Origin of the sequence: Alcaligenes sp. YSL9 (genome assembly GCF_030515105.1) — a bacterium.
Lineage (GTDB): Bacteria > Pseudomonadota > Gammaproteobacteria > Burkholderiales > Burkholderiaceae_B > Alcaligenes > Alcaligenes phenolicus.
The window spans coordinates 776,394-795,628 of the sequence record NZ_JALXJU010000001.1 but is presented as its reverse complement, the minus strand read 5'-3'; the positions used below and the strand labels follow the sequence as shown (position 1 = coordinate 795,628).

The window sequence follows — 19,235 nt, the reverse complement described above, 5'->3', positions numbered from 1 at the left end:
TTCCTTGTGCAAAACAGCATTAAGACCTTGGGTTAACTACGGAGTAATTCTTCCCGGCCCTTCATCCAGCGCTGTAAATGGTGGTGAGCGTGGTCTGGATAATCACGGCGAAAGGTGCTGGCCAATGTTTGGGCCTGCTCGATCAAATCTTCATCGGACTCCAGGCTGGCAAAACGCAAGCCTGCCTGCCCGGATTGGCGCATGCCCATGAACTCGCCCGGGCCGCGTTGTTCCAGGTCGCGGCGGGCAATTTCAAAGCCATCGGTGGTTTCATACATGGCGCGCAAACGCAGGCGGGCAATGGCCGACAACGGTGCCTGGTAAAGCAAGACGCAAACGGATTGAATCTGTCCCCGCCCTACCCGGCCGCGTAGTTGGTGCAGTTGGGCCAGGCCGAAGCGCTCGGCGTGTTCAATAATCATTAAAGAAGCATTGGGTACGTCTACACCGACTTCAATCACGGTGGTTGCGACCAGCACGTCCAGATTGCCGCTACGGAACGCTTCCATGACGTCCGCTTTTTCCGTTGAGGACAAGCGGCCATGAATCAGGCCTACCCGCAAGGGGGCCAAGGCTTGTTCCAGAGCCGCATGGGTATCGACGGCGGTTTGCAATTGCAGGGCTTCACTTTCCTCGACCAAGGGGCAGACCCAATAGGCTTGTCTACCTTGGGCAACTTCAGCCCGGACGCGCGCCATGATTTCATCACGGCGATTATCGGCGGCCAGCTTGGTAATGATGGGACTGCGGCCTGGGGGCAACTCGTCGATCGCGGAAACATCCAGATCGGCAAAAAAAGCCATGGCCAAGGTACGTGGGATGGGCGTGGCACTCATATTGAGTTGATGCGGCAAGTAGGCTTGCCCTTTCTTGTCCTGCGCATCCCCTTTGCGGTTCAGTTCCAGACGCTGGCCAACACCAAAGCGGTGTTGTTCATCCAGAATCACCAAGCCCAATTGCTGGAACTGCACATTGTCCTGAATCAGGGCCTGGGTGCCGATGGCCAGTCTGGCTTGTCCGGAGCTGATGGCCTCATAAGCCAGACGTTTAGCTTTGACGCCCAAGCTGCCGCTTAACCAGGCCAGTTCGACGCCTAAAGGCTCCAGCCAGGCGCGCATTTTCAGATAGTGCTGCTCGGCCAGAATTTCAGTCGGTGCCATCAAGGCCACCTGAAAACCGCTGGCAATGGCTTGCACGGCGGCAATGGCCGACACAATGGTTTTGCCGCTGCCTACATCTCCCTGCAACAGCCGGTGCATGGGATACGAACGCTTCATGTCCGCGCTGATTTCCTTGACGCAGCGTTTCTGAGCGGCCGTTAACTTGAAGGGCAACGAAGCCAGCAAGGCTTTAGCCAGGTCACTATTGCCTTCACGCATAGGCTTGGCACGTTGAGCCTGACGCGCAGCACGAGCCTGCGCCAGGGACAATTGCTGCGCTAGCAATTCATCAAACTTGATGCGGCTCCAGGCCGGATGGCCGTGTTCGAACAAATCGTCGTAGCTGAGCTCGGGCGGTGGGTAATGCAACAGCCGGATAGCCTCGTTAAACGGCATCAGGCCATATTCGCTACGAACTTCTTCAGGCAGGGTGTCGCGCAGGTCTGCATTATTGAGCGCATCGGCAATGGCTTTGCGCAGCTGTACCTGGCTCAAGCCATCAGTCGTGGGGTAAACAGGGGTCAAGGCGCGGGCCAGGGGTTGGCCGGCTTTGGTGACTTTGGGGTGCACCATTTCCAGGCCATGAAAGCCCTGGCGCACTTCGCCGCGTACTCGCAGGGGCAAATCCCCTTGCAGCTGCTTGAGCTGGCTGGGATAAAAGTGCAGCCAGCGCAAGGCCAGCTCGCCACTTTCGTCGGCAATACGGGCATGGAGCTGCGCACGGGGACGAGCCTGAACATCCGTACTAAGAATACGCCCTTCAATTTGCGCCATCTTGCCAGGGTAGAGATGGGCGATGGGCTCGACCTGAGTCTCGTCCTCGTAGCGCAAAGGAAGATGGACCACGAAGTCGGCAGGCTCTCGTAGGCCGAGCTTTTCAAACTTCTGGTCCAGACTGAGCGCCTTGCGCGGCGCAGCCCGTTTGGCCTGAGGCGCAGGCCGACCTGCGGTCATGGCAATACGTCTTTAGAAATTGAGGATAGCCTCGACCTCGAACTGAGCGCCTTTGGGCAAGCTGGCCACACCGATGGTGGAGCGTGCGGGGAAAGGCTGGGGAATCAGTTCGGCCATGATGGCGTTGGCGCTGGCAAAACGGGACAGATCTGTCAAAAACAACGTCAGTTTGACGATGTCGCTCAGGTTGGCGCCAGCTTCTTTGACCACAGCTTCCAGGTTGGCAAATGCCTGACGTACCTGACCTTCAAAATTTTCAGATACCAGTTCGCCTGTGGCAGGCTCCAGACCGATTTGGCCAGACAGAAATACTGTCTTGCCACCCGAAGCAATAATGGCCTGAGAGTATGGGCCTACGGCAGCCGGAGCGGCATCGGTGAAGACAACTTGCTTAGTCATAAGAAACCTCTGATGAGTGTTGTACTATCAGAGTTTAAGCGCCTATAGCTAAAATTAACAGATCTTGGCGTGATTATTTTTCCACGAAGGCGCGTTCAATCACGTAGTCACCGGGTTGACCTACACCGGGCGACACTTCAAAACCGCGTTTATCGAGCATGGCGCTGATATCGGCCAGCATGGCGGGGCTGCCGCACAACATGGCGCGATCCTGAGCGGGATCCAGTTGAGGAATGCCCAGGTCTTCGCACAGCTTGCCGGTCTCGATCAGGTCGGTAATGCGGCCGGTATTGCGGAACTCTTCGCGGGTGACAGTGGGGTAATACAGCAGTTTTTCGCGTACCACTTCACCAAAGTATTCGTTCTGCGGCAATTCATTCTGGATGAAATCCGAGTACGCCAGTTCGCTGACAAAACGCACGCCGTGAACCAGTACCACCTTTTCAAAACGCTCGTAGGTGTCGGGGTCCTTGATGATGCTCATGAACGGAGCCAGACCGGTGCCAGTGCCAAACAGGAACAGATTGCGGCCTGCGCGCAGGTCGTCAATTACCAGCGTACCAACGGGTTTGCGGCTGACCAGAATGGTGTCGCCTTCTTTCAGGTGTTGCAGGCGCGAGGTCAATGGACCGTCCTGTACCTTGATGCTGAGAAACTCCAGATTTTCTTCGTAGTTGGCGCTGGCGATACTGTAAGCGCGCATCAGCGGCTTGCCATCGACTTCCAGACCGATCATTACAAAGTGCCCATTATGAAAACGCAGGGCGGCGTCGCGGGTGGTGGTAAATGAGAACAGGGTGTCGTTCCAGTGGTGGACGCTGAGCACTTGTTCGGTATTGAAAGCTGCCATGTTAGTTGTCGTATAGAGGGGCAACATTGCCCGGATCAGTAAGCAAATATTTGTCCATTGTACCGAGTTCCCCAGGTAAATCCATGCTCATTCAGCAATACGATTTGATCGCAATCAGGACTTACCATTAAGTTCCATGAGCCGCCATTCTCCTGCTTTGGCACAGACAGTATGGCGATTTCCAGCCTGGAAACGGGCCTACATTCAAATAGCTCTTGCCTAGTTTCTGCATACGTTTGATAATCATTCACATTTTCTGGCTTACTGCCGGTTTTTACGCTATTTACGCCTGTTTTGGAGTGTTGATAATGCGCTTTACTCTTCGTAGCCGTGCCCTGACCCAAGCTTTGCTTCTGTCCGCTATGGGTACTATGTCGATGGCGGCTTTTGCCTCTGGCGAAGTCAACCTCTACACCACTCGCGAACCTGGCCTGATTACTCCTCTGCTGGAAACCTTCAGCAAAGACACAGGCGTAAAGGTCAATACCGTGTTTGTGAAAGATGGCCTGATCGAGCGCGTGAAAACCGAAGGCGACAAGTCCCCTGCCGACATTCTGATGACGGTGGACATCGGTAATCTGCTGGATCTGGTGGAAGCCGGAATTACTCAGCCCGTTGAGTCCGCCACTCTGGACGGCGCCATTCCCGCCAATCTGCGCGGTGCCGATAAACAGTGGTACTCCCTGTCCTTGCGCGATCGCGTGGCCTATGTGGCTAAAGACGTGGATGTGAAGAGCATTCACTACGAAGATTTCGCCGATCCAAAATGGAAAGGCAAGGTGTGTATTCGCTCCGGCCAGCACCCCTACAACACAGCCTTGGTCGCCGCCATGATTGCGCATAACGGTGCAGAAGCGACGGAACAGTGGCTGCGTGGCGTGAAAGACAACCTGGGCCGCAAGGCTGCCGGTGGTGACCGTGACGTAGCGCGCGACATACTGGGCGGCATTTGTGATGTAGGTATTGCCAACGCCTACTACGTGGGCCGCATGAAAAACTCCGAGCCTGGTAGCGATGCCTACAAATGGGGCGAAGCCATCAATGTGGTGCGTCCAACCTTTGCTGATACCAAGGGCGGTGGCACACACGTGAATATTTCCGGTGCCGCTGTGGCCAAGCACGCTCCTAACAAGGACAACGCTGTCAAACTGCTGGAGTACCTGGTTTCCGAGAAAGCCCAGAGCCTGTACGCCAAGGCCAACTACGAATACCCCGTGCGCGCCGGTGTTGAGCTGGACCCCGTGGTTGCCAGCTTCGGCCCCATGACGATTGATCCTTTGCCATTGACTGAAATCGCCAAACATCGCAAACAAGCCAGCGAGTTGGTAGATAAAGTTGGCTTCGACAACTAAAATCGCCCTACTCTTTTTCTACGACCGCCAGCTTTGAGAAATCAGAGCGGCGGTCGTCGCGCATTTAAGCGCCTGTAATACCTAGCCTTTCATAATGCCCTTTTTTCGTCGTCTGCCCTTTTGGTCCCTGGCTGCCGCTGTGATTGCCCTGATCGTGGCAGCGCCTGTGATTACCCTGCTGACCCACGCTTTAGGCGGCTCGACTGAGCACTGGTCGCATTTGTTCCAGTTTGTTCTGCCTCAAGCCATGAGCAATACCTTGCTGCTGCTCCTGGGAGTCGGCGTGGTGGTGAGCTGTCTGGGAGTGGGGTCGGCCTGGCTGATTACCGCCTACGAGTTTCCCGGGCGACGGGTCTTGCAATGGGCTTTGTTGCTGCCGCTGGCAGTGCCGACCTATATCGTGGCCTTTGCGTATCTGGATTTGCTGCATCCGATTGGCCCGATTCAGTCTGCCATTCGCTACGTCTTGGGCTATAGCAGCCCGCGTGAATTCCGTTTGCCAGATCTGCGCTCTTTGGGTGGCGCAATTTTTCTGCTGGGTTCAGTGCTCTACCCCTATGTATACCTGAGCACGCGCGCCATGTTTGCGACACAATCGGCCAGCTTGCTGGAGGCTGCCCGCATTATGGGTGAATCGGGCCGCAGCGTATTTTTCCGGGTCGTGTTGCCTATGGCCCGCCCTGCGATTGCAGTGGGTGTCAGCCTGGCTTTGCTGGAAACCCTGAACGATATTGGTGCTTCCGAGTTTCTGGGCGTGCAGACCCTGACGGTGTCTATTTACACCACCTGGGTAACGCGCTCGGATTTGGCGGGTGCCGCGCAAATTGCTGTTTCCATGCTCTGTCTGGTGGCGGCGTTGATCAGCATCGAGCGTTATGGTCGCCGCCGCCAAGCCTATTCCAGTAATCAGCGTTCCGAACCCATTCGACCTACCCGGTTGAAAGGCTCCGCTGCCTGTATCGCCATTGCTTTGGGTGTAGCGCCCGTGCTGGTGGGCTTTGTGGCCCCATCCCTGTATTTGTTGAATGAGACCATCAAGCATGTGAGCTTGGCGGGCGGTGTGTCGGCGCAATTGCTGAGCAGCGCCTGGAACACCTTGTATATCGCAGCGCTGGCCACTATCGCGACCCTATCTTGTGGCTTGGTCGTCGCCTGGGCTGCTCGGGCAGTACGTTCGGGACGCAAACCGCGTCTGGCCCGTTTTCTGGCAGGTGTCAGCAGTCTGGGATACGCCATTCCGGGAACCGTATTGGCGATTGGACTGTTGACGCCCCTGGTCATGTTTGACTCTTTCTACAATCAAGTCATGTCCTGGTTTGGTGTTTCGGCGACGGGTTTGTTGTTGATGGGTTCAACGCTGGCTTTGGTTTTGGCCTATACCCTGCGCTTTCTGGCGATTTCGGTTGGCGGTATTGAAGCCGGGCTGGCTCGAATCCCGGCATCGCTGGAGCAGGCTTCCCGTTTATTGGGTGAATCCCCGGCGGGGACGCTGAAACGTGTGCACTTGCCCTTGCTGCGCCCCGCCATGGGCGCGGCTGCTTTGCTGATTTTTGTTGATGCCATGAAGGAGCTGCCTGCGACCTTGTTGCTGCGTCCGATGAATTTCGAGACCTTGGCAACCTGGCTGTATGCGGAAGCGGCTCGTGGGACTTATGAGGAAGGCGCGGTTGCCGCCTTGGCCATTGTGCTGGCCGGTTTGATCCCCGTTATTTTATTGGCACGTACTCAATTGATGGCCTCTGGCCCACGCGCATCATGAACGATTTTCTGGATTTGCAGGCGATTACCCTGTCCTACGAAACGTCTGAAGGTTTTCGGCCGGTTGTTGACCAGCTCAGCCTGCATTTGCCCCAAGGGGAAATCGGCTGTCTGCTGGGGGCCTCGGGCTGTGGCAAGACCACGGTCTTGCGGGCCATTGCCGGTTTCGAGCCTTTGCGTGCCGGACATATTCTGTTGAATGGCCGTGTCTTGTCGGCTGTGTCTCAGCAAGTGCCGCCGGAAGACCGCCATGTGGGCATGATGTTCCAGGATTACGCCCTCTTTCCTCACCTGACGGTAGAAAAAAACGTGGCCTTTGGTCTGCGCAAATGGGATAAAGCCCAGCGTCAGGCCCGAGTACTGGAAATGCTGGAACTGGTCGATCTGGCCCGTTTGGCGCAGCGCTATCCGCATGAATTGTCGGGTGGCCAGCAGCAGCGCGTGGCTTTGGCACGCGCCTTGGCTCCCAAACCCTCTCTGCTGTTGCTGGATGAACCGTTTTCCAATCTGGATGTGGATACCCGAGAGCGCTTGGCGTTTGAGGTGCGCGACATTCTGAAAAGCGCAGGCATTACCGCGATTCTGGTCACCCACAATCAGGCTGAAGCCTTTGCGATTGCCGATCGTATTGGTGTGATGCAGGCTGGCAAGATCATCCAGTGGGATACGCCTTACAGCCTGCATCATCGTCCTGTGAATGATTTTGTGGCGGACTTCATCCGCCGCGAAGCCATCATGGCGCAACGGGCCCAGGCCTTTTTGCGTGGCGAGCCTGCGTAGTTGCAAGTACGGCAGCTCTAGTGTGCCCCATGCTGCCATATTGGACTGATAGCTCTCGCTTTCTTCCTGGTGGACGGTGAACTGAGTGTCCCCTAAGCGCTGATGATGGATGGCTTGATCAGCATCCAGAGCGCCATCGCCACCATCATCAGGTTCTCAGTCAGTGAGACAAAGCCCAAGGGCACCTTGCTGTCGCCACCCACGCAAGCGCATTTCAGTTCGCGTTTGTCGATATAGACCGCCTTGAACACTGACCAGGCACCGATGCTGCCAATAAATAAGGCGATGGGCACAGACAGCCACATCAGGGCACCGGCCAGCATCAACACGCCGGCCACTGCTTCTCCAAAGGGGTACAGATAGGCGTAGCGCACCCATCGTTGGGCCAGCAAGTCGTAGTTCAGGAACATGGTGGCAAAGCCGTCCACATCTTTGAGCTTCTGCACGGCCAGCAAACACATGGCAATGGCAATAAACCATTCCAGCGCCTGGAGCAGGACAATCTGTCCGAATGCCGCCCAGGAAACAGCTAGCGCCATCAAGCCAGCCATCACAAACAAGGCGATCACGGGCGTGTAGCTGATGGCATCCTTGTCCTTGACCTTCCCACCGAAATACTCGACCAGTTCGTCATAGCCCCCTATCCGTTTTCCATTGATAAAGGTCTGGGGGGTTGTGCTGACTTGATGCTTGGCCTTGAAAGCGTCAATCTCTTCGCGATTCCTGAGCCAGTGATCGTCCAGCTCGTAGCCTTTGCGTTTGAGCAGTGCGCGTGCTTTAAGCCCGAAGGGACAGATATGTTCTGCCGTCACCATGCGGTAAAGCTCGGCGCGTTTGGCGCTATGTGTAGCCATATGCGACTCCTTTGACGTGATGCTGTTTGTCGGAAGCCCTTCCCTGACGCTCATGCAAGCGTTTATCTGACACCCTAAACCAGGTGTCAGGAAGTGTGAGTAAGCAGGTGTAGTGATTTAGTAGTGTTAGTGATCGATTGTTTTTGCCTGATCGTAAGGTCTCAGGGGCTGGGTGGCAGCACATCGCATGAAAATGGGCAGAACAAGGGCAACAAACGCTGTCAGGAGCAGCAAGACATGAAGGTCTGGCACGGGTACATCCAGAGTGCGGAGCAGTAGGGAGGGAATAGCCAGAGCAATAAAGCTGCCGATGTGGTTGCCTGTGGTCTGCAAAGCCATGAAGCGGCCCCGCTGAGCTTGAGTGGGGTAGCTGGTACTGCGGGCGCTGGCGCAGACTAGACGGGTGTAGCTGCCCGTCATGAACAGAATCATGAATACGTGAGCTGTTCCCCACCCCAGGGCTAGCATGATCAAGGACAAGAGCAAGATCAACGTACCCAGATCAGAGATACGGGTCTCGCCCCATTTTTTGATGCCCGTAGCGGATAGGCGGGAGGCTATCAAGGCGGCGACACCGCCCAACATGAAGATCACAGGCATTTGCTGTGCTTGAGTGTCGTAGCGTAGCGCCAAAACGGGGATCAGGACCGGGATCAGTAATAGTGAGCCTGCCTGCGCAATAGCCGGCAGGCTTAGCCAGCGCCAGGCCTCTTTACCTAGGGCCAGTGGTGAGGGTTGTGCTGCAACGAAAGGGTTGGAAGGCAGATAGCGATGAGCAATTGCGACGGCAAGCAGGCAGAGCACGGCCAGAGTCATCAGGGCGATACGCCAGCCCAGTTCCACGGCGATGAACAAGGTGGCGGGCATTCCGGCGATACTGACCAAGGCAAAGGCGCTGACCACAATGGCAATCGCGTCGGTACGTTGCTCGGCATTCATGCCATGCAGCAGTAAAGTCGTTGCGGCGCTCATCAAAAAACCACCTAGCAAACCAGCTCCCAGACGCAGCAAGATAAATAGCCCGAATTCGGAGCTGATGGCCCCCAAAGCGGTTAATACGGCCAAGAGAATCAGTGCCAGGAGCAGTAAAGGCTTTAGTGCCGCGCGGTGCATCCAGCGTGCAGCCAGGACGCCCGATAAAGCGGCGCCGCCCATATAGGCGGAAGCGGCATAGCCGGCGTAGGTGGCAGGAACATCAAAGTCCACTGCCATCCAGACAAACAAAGGCGTCAAGGCCATGAATTCCAGAGCATGAACAAACTGGATAAAAGACACGGCACGGGCACGTAGCCGGGGACGAAACACTTCAGAATCAGACATGGCGATACGCATAAAGGAAGAGGCCTCTAGCCTAATTCTTCGCGGTTTTGATATGTAGTCTCTATAATTCGAATGTTAAATTATCAAAACCGGGATGATTTCATGACTCCCCAGCTGAATTTGAATGCCTTGCGGGTTTTTATCCAGGTAGTTGAAAGTGGCAGTTTTACGGCTGCAGCTCAGGTGCTGGATTTGCCGACCTCCAATGTCAGCCGTTATGTGGCGCAACTGGAGCGGCAGATCGGTCAGCGCTTGCTGGAGCGCAGTTCCCGGCAACTGCGTTTGACCAGTGTGGGCCAGGGTTTGTTTGATACCGTTCAGCCCTGGTGGGGAGCCTTAAAGCAGGCCGAACAGGATTTGCTGGATCAACGCACCCGTTTGTCGGGACGCTTGCGGATTTGTATTCCATCCGAGGTGGGTCCGTTTCTACTGGCGGGTGTCCTGGCAGATTTTGCGGCCCAGCATCCGGATCTGGAACTGCATTGTCAAACCAACCTGGAAGGCCCTGGTGTGCTGGCGCAGGATTTTGACCTGGCCTTATTGATGTGTCGGGGTGCTCTGCCAGACAGCAGTCTGGTGGTGCAGGAATTGTGTTCTTTTGATTGCCAGGTCGTGGCGGCACCTGCCTTGATCGAGCAATACGGTATGCCCAGCAGCCTGGAAGAGTTGGAACAGTTGCCCTGCATTACGACCGATACAGCTTTGGATGGCCAAGCCTGGCAGTTTGTCTTGCCCGATGGTCGCTTTCAAATTTTGAACGTCCCCAGCCGCTTTCGTGTGAATAGCGGTTTGCTGGCGGGAGCTGGCGCCGTCAAAGGGCTGGGTTTTGCGATTCTGGTGCGGCAGGGATGTGAGAAAGAGATTGCCCAAGGGCGTCTGATTGCCGTTCCCCTGCCCTTGCCGCCTGCCCCTTTGCGTCTGGTACTGGCGTATACGCATCGACGACACTTGTCGAACTCGGCACGTGCCTTGATTGAGTATCTGAAGGCCCAAGCTGATATCGGCACCTTGCCTGGATTAAACACACATTAACTTGGGGGCCTTGTAGGGTTTGAGCTTGGGTCGTCGTTGCAGCAACTGACGCTATATCAAGCAATGACGGCTGCTTTGACCATATCAATATGAGGAATGCCGTCCTCGTCGTAGATCTCGCCCACAGGCTCAAAACCTAAAGAGCCGTAGAACTTCTGCAAATGCGCCTGTGCGCCAATGCGTATGCCTGCGCCAGGATAGTGGGCTTCCGTAAAGCGGATCGCTTCAGCCACTAGCGCGTAGCCGATTTTCAGGCTACGGAACTTGGCCAAGGTAAGGACACGGCCAATGGAAGGCTCATCATATTTCAAGCCCGGTTCGACAACGCGAGCATAAGCAGCCAGCTCGCCGTCCTTGAGCACGGACAAATGCCAGGAATCCAGGTCCAGGCCGTCCACGTCCTGGTAGGCACACTCCTGCTCCACCACAAACACCGCCTCGCGAGCCTGGATGATTGAGTACATTTCCCGCGTGGACAGATCGTCCAACCGTTTCCATTGAAAAACCAGGTCCATCTTTACTTCCATGACGATAAAGTTTGGGTGACTGCGTATGGTAATCGTCCGAGGGCAGAATAAAAAGAGCGGCCCGAAAGCCGCTCTTTTTGATCGTACTGGCCAAAACCAGTGCCTTCGATCTTACAGGCTGTAGTACATGTCGAATTCGACCGGGTGCGGAACCATACGCAGACGGGTGATTTCGGCTTGTTTCAGCTCGATGAAAGCGTCCAGCATTTCATTGCTGAACACACCGCCACGGGTCAGGAATTCGCGATCTTTGTCCAGGGACTCGATCGCCTGTTCCAGCGACACGCAAACGGTTGGGATTTTTGCATCTTCTTCGGGTGGCAGATCGTACAAGTTCTTGTCGGCTGCATCGCCGGGGTGAATCTTGTTCTGCACACCGTCCAGACCGGCCATCATCAGGGCCGAGAAGGCCAGGTATGGGTTGGCCATTGGGTCGGGGAAGCGGGCCTCCACACGACGCGCCTTGGGGTTGCTGACGTAAGGAATGCGGATCGAGGCCGAGCGGTTACGGGCGGAGTACGCCAGTTTCACTGGAGCTTCAAAGTGCGGAACCAGACGCTTGTAGGAGTTGGTCGTGGGGTTGGTGATGGCGTTCAGGGCACGGGCGTGCTTGATGATGCCGCCAATGTAGAACAGCGCGAACTCGGACAGACCAGCGTACTCGTTACCGGCAAACAGGTTCTGGCCGTCTTTCCAGATGGACTGGTGCACGTGCATGCCGGAACCGTTGTCGCCGACCACGGGCTTGGGCATGAATGTCGCCGTTTTGCCATAAACGTGAGCCACGTTATGGATGGTGTACTTCATGATCTGGTTCCAGTCCGCACGCTCGACCAGAGTCGAGAAGCGCGTACCGATTTCCAGCTGGCCGGGAGCGGCCACTTCGTGGTGGTGGATTTCAACAGGAACGCCCTGCTGTTCCAGCAGCAAACACATTTCAGCGCGCAGATCGGCAAAGGAGTCTGTAGGCGAAACAGGAACGTAGCCGCCTTTGACGCCAGGACGGTGACCCAGGTTATTGCCATTGAGTTCCAGACCGCGCGACCAGGGAGCTTCTTCAGAGCGAATCTTCACGAAGCTGCCCGACATGTCGTCGTTCCAGGTAATACCGTCGAACACGAAGAATTCCGGCTCGGGACCAAAGTACGCGGTATCGCCCAAACCGCTGGAGCGCAGGTAGGCTTCAGCACGCTTGGCCAGCGAACGTGGGTCGCGGTCGTAACCTTTCAGATCGGAAGGCTCGACCACATCGCAGGTCAGAATCAGGGTGGGCTCTTCACGGAACGGGTCCATACGGGCGGTTTTGGCGTCCGGGATGAGCAACATGTCCGAGGCTTCGATTCCTTTCCAGCCAGGCAAGGAAGAGCCGTCAAAGGCGACACCAGACTCAAAGCGATCCTCGTCCACCGCGTGTGCGGGGGTGGTCAAGTGGTGCTCACGGCCCAGGGTATCGGTAAAGCGGAAATCGACAAACGTGATTTCGCGTTCGGCGATGATCTTCAGAACATCTTCGGGGGAGGACATGGTTACTCCAGCGTCAATGACGTTAACAAAAAGTGAGGAGGAGTGGCGCGGATCATTGTGTAACCCACTAAGGCAGGTCTTAATTACGTTTATCGGGATTGCCGCTGAATCTGATCCAAACAGCGCAATACCGATAAAGTAGTTATGGCATAGGACTTACCAGAAATTAATTGTAGAGCAATTGTGCAGATGCACAATAAAAAATGTCTTAAATAAACAATTAAATGTCAGGAACCTTCATCAGGAAGGAATGCTTCCTGTAAATCATTTAAGAATCGCCAGCCTAAATCGGTGGTTCGAATACGAACCGGATCGGAAGCCAGCAAACCTTTCTCGATGTTGCGCTTGATCACGGGCAGGATGTGCGCAAGGGGCACACCCGTGCGTTCCTGGAAGTACTGGGCGGGTACGCCCTCTTTCAGGCGCAACACGTTCAGCATGAACTCAAAGGGCAAGTCTTTGGGTGTGACACGGGCATTGTGCGCATAGTGGCTGCCGTCGCGCTTGATGGCGTTCTGCATCCATTGCGCCGGGCTGCGGGTGGTAGCAGTACGGATAATGCGGTCGTGAAAGGACAGCTTGCCGTGGGCTCCCGGGCCTATGCCGATATAGTCGCCAAATTCCCAGTAATTCAGATTGTGGCGGCTATGGCCACCGCGCTTGCTGTAGGCCGAGATCTCGTACTGGTTCCAGCCGCGGCTGGCGGTCAGCTCGATCAGGCGGTCCTGCATGGCGGCGCTGTCGTCGTCATTGGGCAAGACCGGCGGGTATTTCGCGAAAACGGTATTGGGTTCCAAGGTCAAATGGTAGAGCGACAAGTGCTCGGTCTCATAAGACATGGCCTGCAAAATGTCCTGCTCGGATTGCGCTGGGGTCTGGCCCGGCAAGGCGTACATGACGTCCAGGTTCACGCGGTCCACGGCTTTCATGGCGGCTTCAATGGCCTGCCGTGCTTGTTGGCTGTCGTGGATACGGCCCAGTGCTTTCAGGGCCTCATCGTTAAAGCTCTGAATGCCCAATGAAATCCGGTTCACGCCACTGTGTGCAAAATCCATGAAGCGCGAGGCTTCCGAGGCACCGGGATTGGCTTCCAGCGTAATTTCTGCGTCGGGCAGCAAGTTCAGGTGGGAGCGCAGCAAGGCCAGCATGCGGTCCAGCGCCTGGGCTGACAGCAGACTGGGCGTGCCACCACCGATAAATACGGAAATTACCTGCCTGCCCCAGACCAGCGGCAGGGTTTGTTCCAGATCGGCCTGCAAAGCGTCCAGATACTCGTTTTCGGGCAGTTCAGCGGGTGCTTCGTGTGAGTTGAAGTCACAGTATGGACATTTGCGCACGCACCAGGGCACGTGCACGTAGACGGACAAGGGCGGCAGGCTGGGCAGCAAGGTGGCCGGGCCGGAGCCAGGCCGGATGCGTACCTCGGGAGAGAAAACAGTCATGGTGTTACTCGGCGGCCAGACGGGCCAACAAGGCTTGCATGGCTTGCGCCCGGTGGCTGTATTTGTTCTTCACTTCAGGAGAGAGCTGCGCCGCAGTTTGCTTGAGCTCTGGCAGATAAAAGTGAGGATCATAGCCAAAGCCGTGCTCGCCAGCGGGTTGATCCTGAATCTCCCCTTCCCAGACGCCTTCAATCACGATGGGCCGTGGGTCCTGGGCATGGCGTACATACACCAGAACAGCCACATAACAGGCGCGACGGTCGCTTTGTCCTTGCAGACGCTGGACCAGCAAGGCGTTATTGGCTGCATCGGACTTTTCACCGCCCAGTTCGCGAGCGGCAAAACGGGCGGAATATACGCCGGGGGCTTCGTCCAGGGCGCGCACACAGAGGCCGGAGTCATCGGCCAAGGCGGGCAAGCCGCTTAATTGGCTGGCATGACGGGCCTTGGCCAGCGCATTCTCGATAAAAGTGGCAAAGGGTTCCTCGGCCTCGGGAATGTTCAATTGGCCTTGAGGAACCATGCTGATACCGGCCTGAGCCAGGATGGCGGAAAACTCCTTGAGTTTGCCGGCATTGTTGGAGGCCAGGACGACACGCTTGGATTCAGTGTTCATAAGTCGCAGCAGGCGGCAAAGCGCCCTGTTCAGTAAAAATGGCAAGGCGCCGTGCCAGGCAGTGTGTGCTGCATGGGACGGCGTCCCAATAGCGGTTTGTCCCGCTACCTGGCAGTGTCGCGCAGGGAGCAGGACAGACCCGTTTCATCGCGATCAGCCCTGCAAGGCTTGTTTCTGGGCTTGCATCAGCTCGGCAATGCCCTGCTCGGCCAGATCCAGCAAGCGATTCAAGGTGGGGCGTGCAAAAGTCTGGCCTTCGGCGGTGCCCTGCACTTCCACCAGATTACCGCTGCCTGTCATGACGATATTCATGTCCACGCCGCAGGCGGAGTCTTCCAGGTAGTCCAGGTCCAGGACGGGGTTGGATTCGAACACGCCGACCGAGACGGCCGCCAGTTGATCCAGAATGGGCGAGGCTTGCAGCTTGCCCTGCTCTTGCAGGCTGCGTACGGCCAGGCTGGCTGCGACCCAGGCCCCAGTGATGCTGGCGCAGCGGGTGCCGCCGTCGGCTTGCAGAACATCACAGTCAATGTGAATGGTGCGCTCGCCCAGGGCTTTCAGATCAAAGACAGCGCGCAGGCTGCGGCCGATCAGACGCTGGATTTCCTGGGTACGGCCATTTTGCTTGCCACGGGCCGCTTCACGGTCCGAGCGCGTGTGCGTGGAGCGAGGCAGCATGCCGTATTCCGCCGTTACCCAGCCCTGCTCCTTGCCTTTCAGAAAGGGCGGGACTTTGTCGAGCACGCTGGCATTGCACAGAACATGGGTTTCACCCAGACGGATCAGTACCGAGCCTTCGGCGTGACGGGTAAAGCCGGTCACCAGTTCGATAGGACGGCATTGTGCAGCAGATCGACCCGAGGGACGTGCAATCGTAGCGTTTTCAGACAAGGCTAGGCTCCGGACAAAATTCAAAACGCCTATTGTACGCCTTGCGGGACGGGCCGTAGCGCAACACCCATGTCCATCCACTTATCGGCCTGGCAGGTGAAAAGCAGGATCTGATGGCGTTGGGCGGCGTCGTGAATAATGCGCTTCATGGCCCCCAGGCGATCGTTGTCGCTGTGGACCAGCACGTCATCCAGAATCAGCAAGGTGGGACGGCCTGCCTGTTGCAGCAAATCTGCATAGGCAAGACGGGCGATCAGGCCGATTTGCTCGCGTGCACCAAAGCTCAAGCCGTCAATGTCGTCGGCCAGCCCTTGTCCGCTATCGCGTTGCAGCCAGCGTGGGGCCAGGTATTCGTCCAGCTCCACCCGTGCCTTGCCCAAAAGCAGACGCAGATAGTGGTTGATGTGCTTTTGCAAAGGCTCGTGCAATTGCTGGGTCAAGGCGTTGCGCTGCTCTCTTAGTACAGACAGCAACAGGCGCAAGGCCGCGACACGGCGCTCGTAGGTGGCGCAACGGCGCTGGCAGTCGTGCAGACGTAACGAGGTCTGGTCGATCTGCTCTTCCAGGCCTTGCGCTCCGTGGGTTTCCAGCTTGGTTTGCACCAACTGCGCGGCCAGTCGGGCCTCGTTATAGCTTTGCTCCTGTTGTTGAGCGCTGCGCTCCAGACGTTGCAGGTCCTGCTCCAGAACCGAGACGGGCAAGGCGGCCAGCTCGGCTTCCAACGCCTTCTGATCGGCCAGTTGCTGCTCGCGTTGCAGGCGCAGTTGTCCCCATTGCTGCTCGCGCTCCTGCTGCGCTTGCTGGCGTTGCGGGTCAGCCCATTGTTGTTCCAGGCTGTGAGCTTCAGCCTGGGCCTGCTCCAGACGAGCCTGGGTGCGGGCAAGGGCTTCCCGGGCATCATGCCAGTCGCTTTCCAGTGCGCGGTACTGCTGCTCGGCCATGGAGGCGGCTTGGGCGATACGGCCCAGTTCCGAGGCCTCGATGGCCTCGCCTTGCGGGCGTTGCGGGGCGATGCGTTGTTGAGCCGCCTGAACCAGACCTTGCAAGTGTGCTTTGCCTTGCGGGGCCAGCGCTTTCATGGAGCTGCGTAACAGCCGGTCCTGCTGCTCTTGTTCCCGATATTGCTCGCGGCGGCGTTCCAGCTCTTCCAGGCTTTTTCCGCCCAGTTGGCCAAGCGCCTGTGCGTATTCCTGCTGGGTTTGCGCCAATTGCTGCTGCACCTTGCCCAGATCGCGGCCGCCGGGAATGATGCGCAACTGGCCCATTCCGGGAAGCTCAATCAGGGTGCTGGCGCTAAGGTGGGCGCGGTGCTGGCCCTGAATGGATGCCCCATCCAGCAACAGGCTGGCGCCGTCTTGCAGTTCGATCTGCAATTCGGTGGAAATCGTCTCAAGTTGGTGTTGCAAACGCTGAATAAGCTGGTGCTGCTGGCGTAATTGGTCCAGGGCCTCGTCGCTGATTTTCAGCTGCACCAAGGCGGCCCCGCATTGCGCCAGTTGGGTTTCCAACTTGCCCAGTTCTTCCAGTTGCCCTTGCACCTGCTGCAATTGCTGCTGCGTGCCTTCAAAGCTGGCTTGATCTTGAAACCATTGCTGCCAGGTACGGGCGCGTTCCTGCTCCTGCAGGCTGGCGTCTTTATGGCTGCGCGCCTGCTCCAGACGCTGGTTCAAGCTGTTGAGCGTGCCCTGCTCTTGCTCCAGCTTGGCACTCAAGGATTTGACCTGCTCGGCGCGCTGGCTGCGTTGGCGAGCCCACTCCAGGTCGCGTTCCCCAGCTTGTTGGTAGAGCTTTTCTCGCTCGGCCAACATGTTCAGCGCCTGTTGCAGTTCCTTGGCCCGTTCCTGCAATTGGCGGGCTTGAAGTAACTGAACCTGCACTTGCTTGGCTTGCTCACGTAGCTGCTCCCACGGGCGCTTAGCCTCGGCATGGGCAATTTGCCTACGGGCCTGCGCCAGTTCGTCCACCCATTGCTGGTACTGCTGCAAGGCGGCTTGCTGGCTCTGTAACTGCTCTTCCAGCTCCTTGGCTTCTTTCTGCGCTGCCAGCCAGACGCCGCGTGGCTGTCCTTGAGCCTGGGTCACATATTGGTCCAGCTGTTGCTGGGCCTGTTCGATCAGATAATCCCCGTCTGCACTGGTCAAATCAGCGATTTCGCTGCCCAAAGCCTGCTGCAAGGTGCCGCTGGCGTGCTCGACCGAGCTGCGCAAGTCCTGGCCCTGCCCTTGTTCAATCCACAAAAGGCCCGGCACGCCCCAGTTACGGGCCTGGCTGCTGCCTTTGGCGGCATACTCAAAGCCCATTTGCTGGGCCAGGTATTGTTCGGCCTCGTCATTGTCCAGATGCTGGTTACCGATGTATAAATCGCAGCGTTTGCGCTTCAGGAAACGCTTGCTCAGTCGCATGTCCTGGCCGTTCAGGCTGAAATCCAGCTCGATTTCCGGTGCGGCCGAGGAATCGCCCCAAGGCAGGATTTTTGTCAGACTACCTGTGCCATAACGTTCGAAAAACACCGTGCGCAGGGCTTCGGCCAAAGTGCTTTTACCGGCCTCGTTCGGGGCGCTGATGATGTTCAGGCCCGGCTCCAGCTGGTCCAGTGAGACGGGCTGGCGAAAGCGCTTGAACTGCTCGACGCGCAGGGACTTAATGTGCATGACCACCTTCCTTATCGCGCAGCAAACCGGCCAGAATCAGCAAGGCATCTTCAGCGGCTTGCTGCTGGCTGCCGTGACGCAGTTCCTGCAACTGTTTCAACGCGGCCTGCAAGTAGCCATCGGCTTGCAAGGCGTCCAGATCCTCTTCAGAAGGTGCCAGACGCAAGGCCTCGCGCTGGCAGTCCCAGGCGCGGCAACGGGCTTGGGACTGCCCCAAAATACTTTCCAGACGCTCAAAACCGCTCAGGCTTAACTGACCTGATAGCTCCAGTTCCACCACGCTCTGATCCGCTAAGGCGTTCAGTTCCCGCTCCAGCAGGTCCAGATCCGTGTCGTCATTCAAATGGTGCTGGATACTGCGCCAAGGGTGTTGGGCAACCGGCAAGGCTTGAACCACAGGTGTTGCGCCCGGTTTGCTGATTTCCACCAGCAGAGCCTGGCCAGAGTCGTTATCCCGAAAGCGGTCCGGCTCGGGCGTGCCGCTGTAGTAGCAGCGCTCGTTAATTTTGACGGTGCCGTGCCAGTCCCCCAGTGCCAGATAGTCCAGTTTGGCGCGTTGTACGCGGTTTTGATCGATCAGGTTATGGCTGTCCAAATGCTCCAGCACCCCACTGACACTGCCATGCGCCAAGCCCAGACGCCAGTAACCCGCCGGACTTTCGGCCTGATCGAACCAGTCGCTCAAGTCCTGATAAGTCTGGCGTTGTGTCAACGGCGCTGGCAGGACCGCAAGCTTGAGCTCGTCCAGCAGAAAAAGCTCCGGTGTATCAAGCACATGCACATAATCTGGAATGCAGTTCAAGCGGCGCGCGCGTGTCCAGACACTTTCGCTCAAGGCCGCGTCATGGTTGCCGGGCAGGAGCAGCCAAGGGCCGGTGAAACCCGCCATGGCATTGAAACTGCGGCGCAGATTGCGATCGCTCAGGGTTTGCGAATCAAAGACATCGCCCGCTACCACAAGCAGATCGGCGCGATGTTCGGTAGCCAGCGTTGCCAGCTTCTCAATGGCCTTGAAACGTGCCTCAGCCAGGGCGGCCGCGTCCTCCAGCTCGAAACGCGAATACTGGCGACCTATTTGCCAATCGGCTGTATGCAGGATTCGTAGCATGACTGCCCTTAGATTTG

General features: G+C 57.1%; 16 protein-coding genes. 4 read left to right on the top strand and 12 right to left on the bottom strand.

Annotated features, from left to right (window positions below; all coding sequences use genetic code 11):
* Positions 1-32: 32 nt before the first annotated feature.
* From recG to M2Q46_RS03680, 3 genes are all read right to left on the bottom strand, one after another.
* Positions 33-2,114 (bottom strand): ATP-dependent DNA helicase RecG, encoded by a 2,082-nt coding sequence (gene recG / locus M2Q46_RS03690; protein ID WP_060185065.1) that lies wholly within the window; start codon positions 2,112-2,114, stop codon positions 33-35.
* 12 nt (positions 2,115-2,126) lie between these two features.
* Positions 2,127-2,513 carry a Rid family detoxifying hydrolase gene (locus tag M2Q46_RS03685; protein WP_026482586.1) on the bottom strand — a complete coding sequence of 129 codons (387 nt, stop codon included), beginning with the start codon at positions 2,511-2,513 and terminating at the stop codon, positions 2,127-2,129.
* 73 nt (positions 2,514-2,586) lie between these two features.
* Entirely contained in the window at positions 2,587-3,363 is a 777-nt protein-coding gene (locus tag M2Q46_RS03680; protein WP_042480593.1) for a ferredoxin--NADP reductase, read from the bottom strand.
* A gap of 308 nt (positions 3,364-3,671) precedes the next feature.
* Here M2Q46_RS03680 and M2Q46_RS03675 point away from each other — a divergent pair, with 308 nt between their 5' ends.
* The 3 genes from M2Q46_RS03675 to M2Q46_RS03665 all read left to right on the top strand — a co-directional run bounded on the left by M2Q46_RS03675 (position 3,672) and on the right by M2Q46_RS03665 (position 7,253).
* Positions 3,672-4,715 carry a Fe(3+) ABC transporter substrate-binding protein gene (locus tag M2Q46_RS03675; RefSeq protein ID WP_026482587.1) on the top strand — a complete coding sequence of 348 codons (1,044 nt, stop codon included), beginning with the start codon at positions 3,672-3,674 and terminating at the stop codon, positions 4,713-4,715.
* 94 nt (positions 4,716-4,809) lie between these two features.
* A complete protein-coding gene (locus M2Q46_RS03670; protein ID WP_302356815.1) occupies positions 4,810-6,474 on the top strand; it encodes an iron ABC transporter permease in 1,665 nt (554 codons plus the stop codon).
* On the top strand, positions 6,471-7,253 hold the full coding sequence (locus M2Q46_RS03665) for an ABC transporter ATP-binding protein (protein WP_035271544.1): 783 nt from the start codon (positions 6,471-6,473) through the stop codon (positions 7,251-7,253). Before M2Q46_RS03670 ends, M2Q46_RS03665 begins: the two co-directional genes overlap by 4 nt.
* 92 nt (positions 7,254-7,345) lie before the next feature.
* Here the strand turns inward: M2Q46_RS03665 and M2Q46_RS03660 are convergent, their stop codons facing one another.
* Together M2Q46_RS03660 and M2Q46_RS03655 are read right to left on the bottom strand one after the other, a co-directional pair.
* Positions 7,346-8,107 carry a MauE/DoxX family redox-associated membrane protein gene (locus tag M2Q46_RS03660; protein ID WP_302356814.1) on the bottom strand — a complete coding sequence of 254 codons (762 nt, stop codon included), beginning with the start codon at positions 8,105-8,107 and terminating at the stop codon, positions 7,346-7,348.
* 126 nt (positions 8,108-8,233) lie between these two features.
* Positions 8,234-9,427, bottom strand: a complete 1,194-nt coding sequence (locus M2Q46_RS03655; RefSeq protein WP_302356813.1) for an MFS transporter — start codon at positions 9,425-9,427, stop codon at positions 8,234-8,236.
* A gap of 102 nt (positions 9,428-9,529) precedes the next feature.
* Between M2Q46_RS03655 and M2Q46_RS03650 the strand changes: the two genes are divergently transcribed.
* Entirely contained in the window at positions 9,530-10,459 is a 930-nt protein-coding gene (locus tag M2Q46_RS03650) for a LysR family transcriptional regulator (RefSeq protein WP_302356812.1), read from the top strand.
* Between the two features lie 56 nt (positions 10,460-10,515).
* On the opposite strand, the gene M2Q46_RS03645 is transcribed toward M2Q46_RS03650, so the two are convergent.
* The 7 genes from M2Q46_RS03645 to M2Q46_RS03615 form a co-directional block, all read right to left on the bottom strand.
* Positions 10,516-10,974 (bottom strand): GNAT family N-acetyltransferase, encoded by a 459-nt coding sequence (locus M2Q46_RS03645; RefSeq protein WP_247966815.1) that lies wholly within the window; start codon positions 10,972-10,974, stop codon positions 10,516-10,518.
* A 123-nt stretch (positions 10,975-11,097) separates the two neighbouring features.
* Complete coding sequence (glnA, locus tag M2Q46_RS03640; protein WP_021446603.1) at positions 11,098-12,510, bottom strand: type I glutamate--ammonia ligase; 1,413 nt, start codon at positions 12,508-12,510, stop codon at positions 11,098-11,100.
* A gap of 227 nt (positions 12,511-12,737) precedes the next feature.
* The gene (hemW, locus tag M2Q46_RS03635; protein WP_254499264.1) at positions 12,738-13,952 is read right to left on the bottom strand and encodes a radical SAM family heme chaperone HemW; all 1,215 of its coding nucleotides are present in this window, start codon (positions 13,950-13,952) and stop codon (positions 12,738-12,740) included.
* Between the two features lie 4 nt (positions 13,953-13,956).
* Complete coding sequence (rdgB, locus tag M2Q46_RS03630) at positions 13,957-14,568, bottom strand: RdgB/HAM1 family non-canonical purine NTP pyrophosphatase (protein ID WP_009453909.1); 612 nt, start codon at positions 14,566-14,568, stop codon at positions 13,957-13,959.
* Positions 14,569-14,721: 153 nt separating this feature from the next.
* Positions 14,722-15,459, bottom strand: coding sequence for a ribonuclease PH (rph, locus tag M2Q46_RS03625; RefSeq protein ID WP_026482596.1), 738 nt, complete (start codon positions 15,457-15,459; stop codon positions 14,722-14,724).
* A gap of 29 nt (positions 15,460-15,488) precedes the next feature.
* On the bottom strand, positions 15,489-18,110 hold the full coding sequence (locus tag M2Q46_RS03620; protein ID WP_302356811.1) for an AAA family ATPase: 2,622 nt from the start codon (positions 18,108-18,110) through the stop codon (positions 15,489-15,491).
* Positions 18,100-19,218, bottom strand: coding sequence for a DNA repair exonuclease (locus tag M2Q46_RS03615; RefSeq protein WP_302356810.1), 1,119 nt, complete (start codon positions 19,216-19,218; stop codon positions 18,100-18,102). The genes M2Q46_RS03620 and M2Q46_RS03615 overlap by 11 nt, the downstream gene beginning before the upstream one ends.
* Between the last annotated feature and the right edge of the window lie 17 nt (positions 19,219-19,235).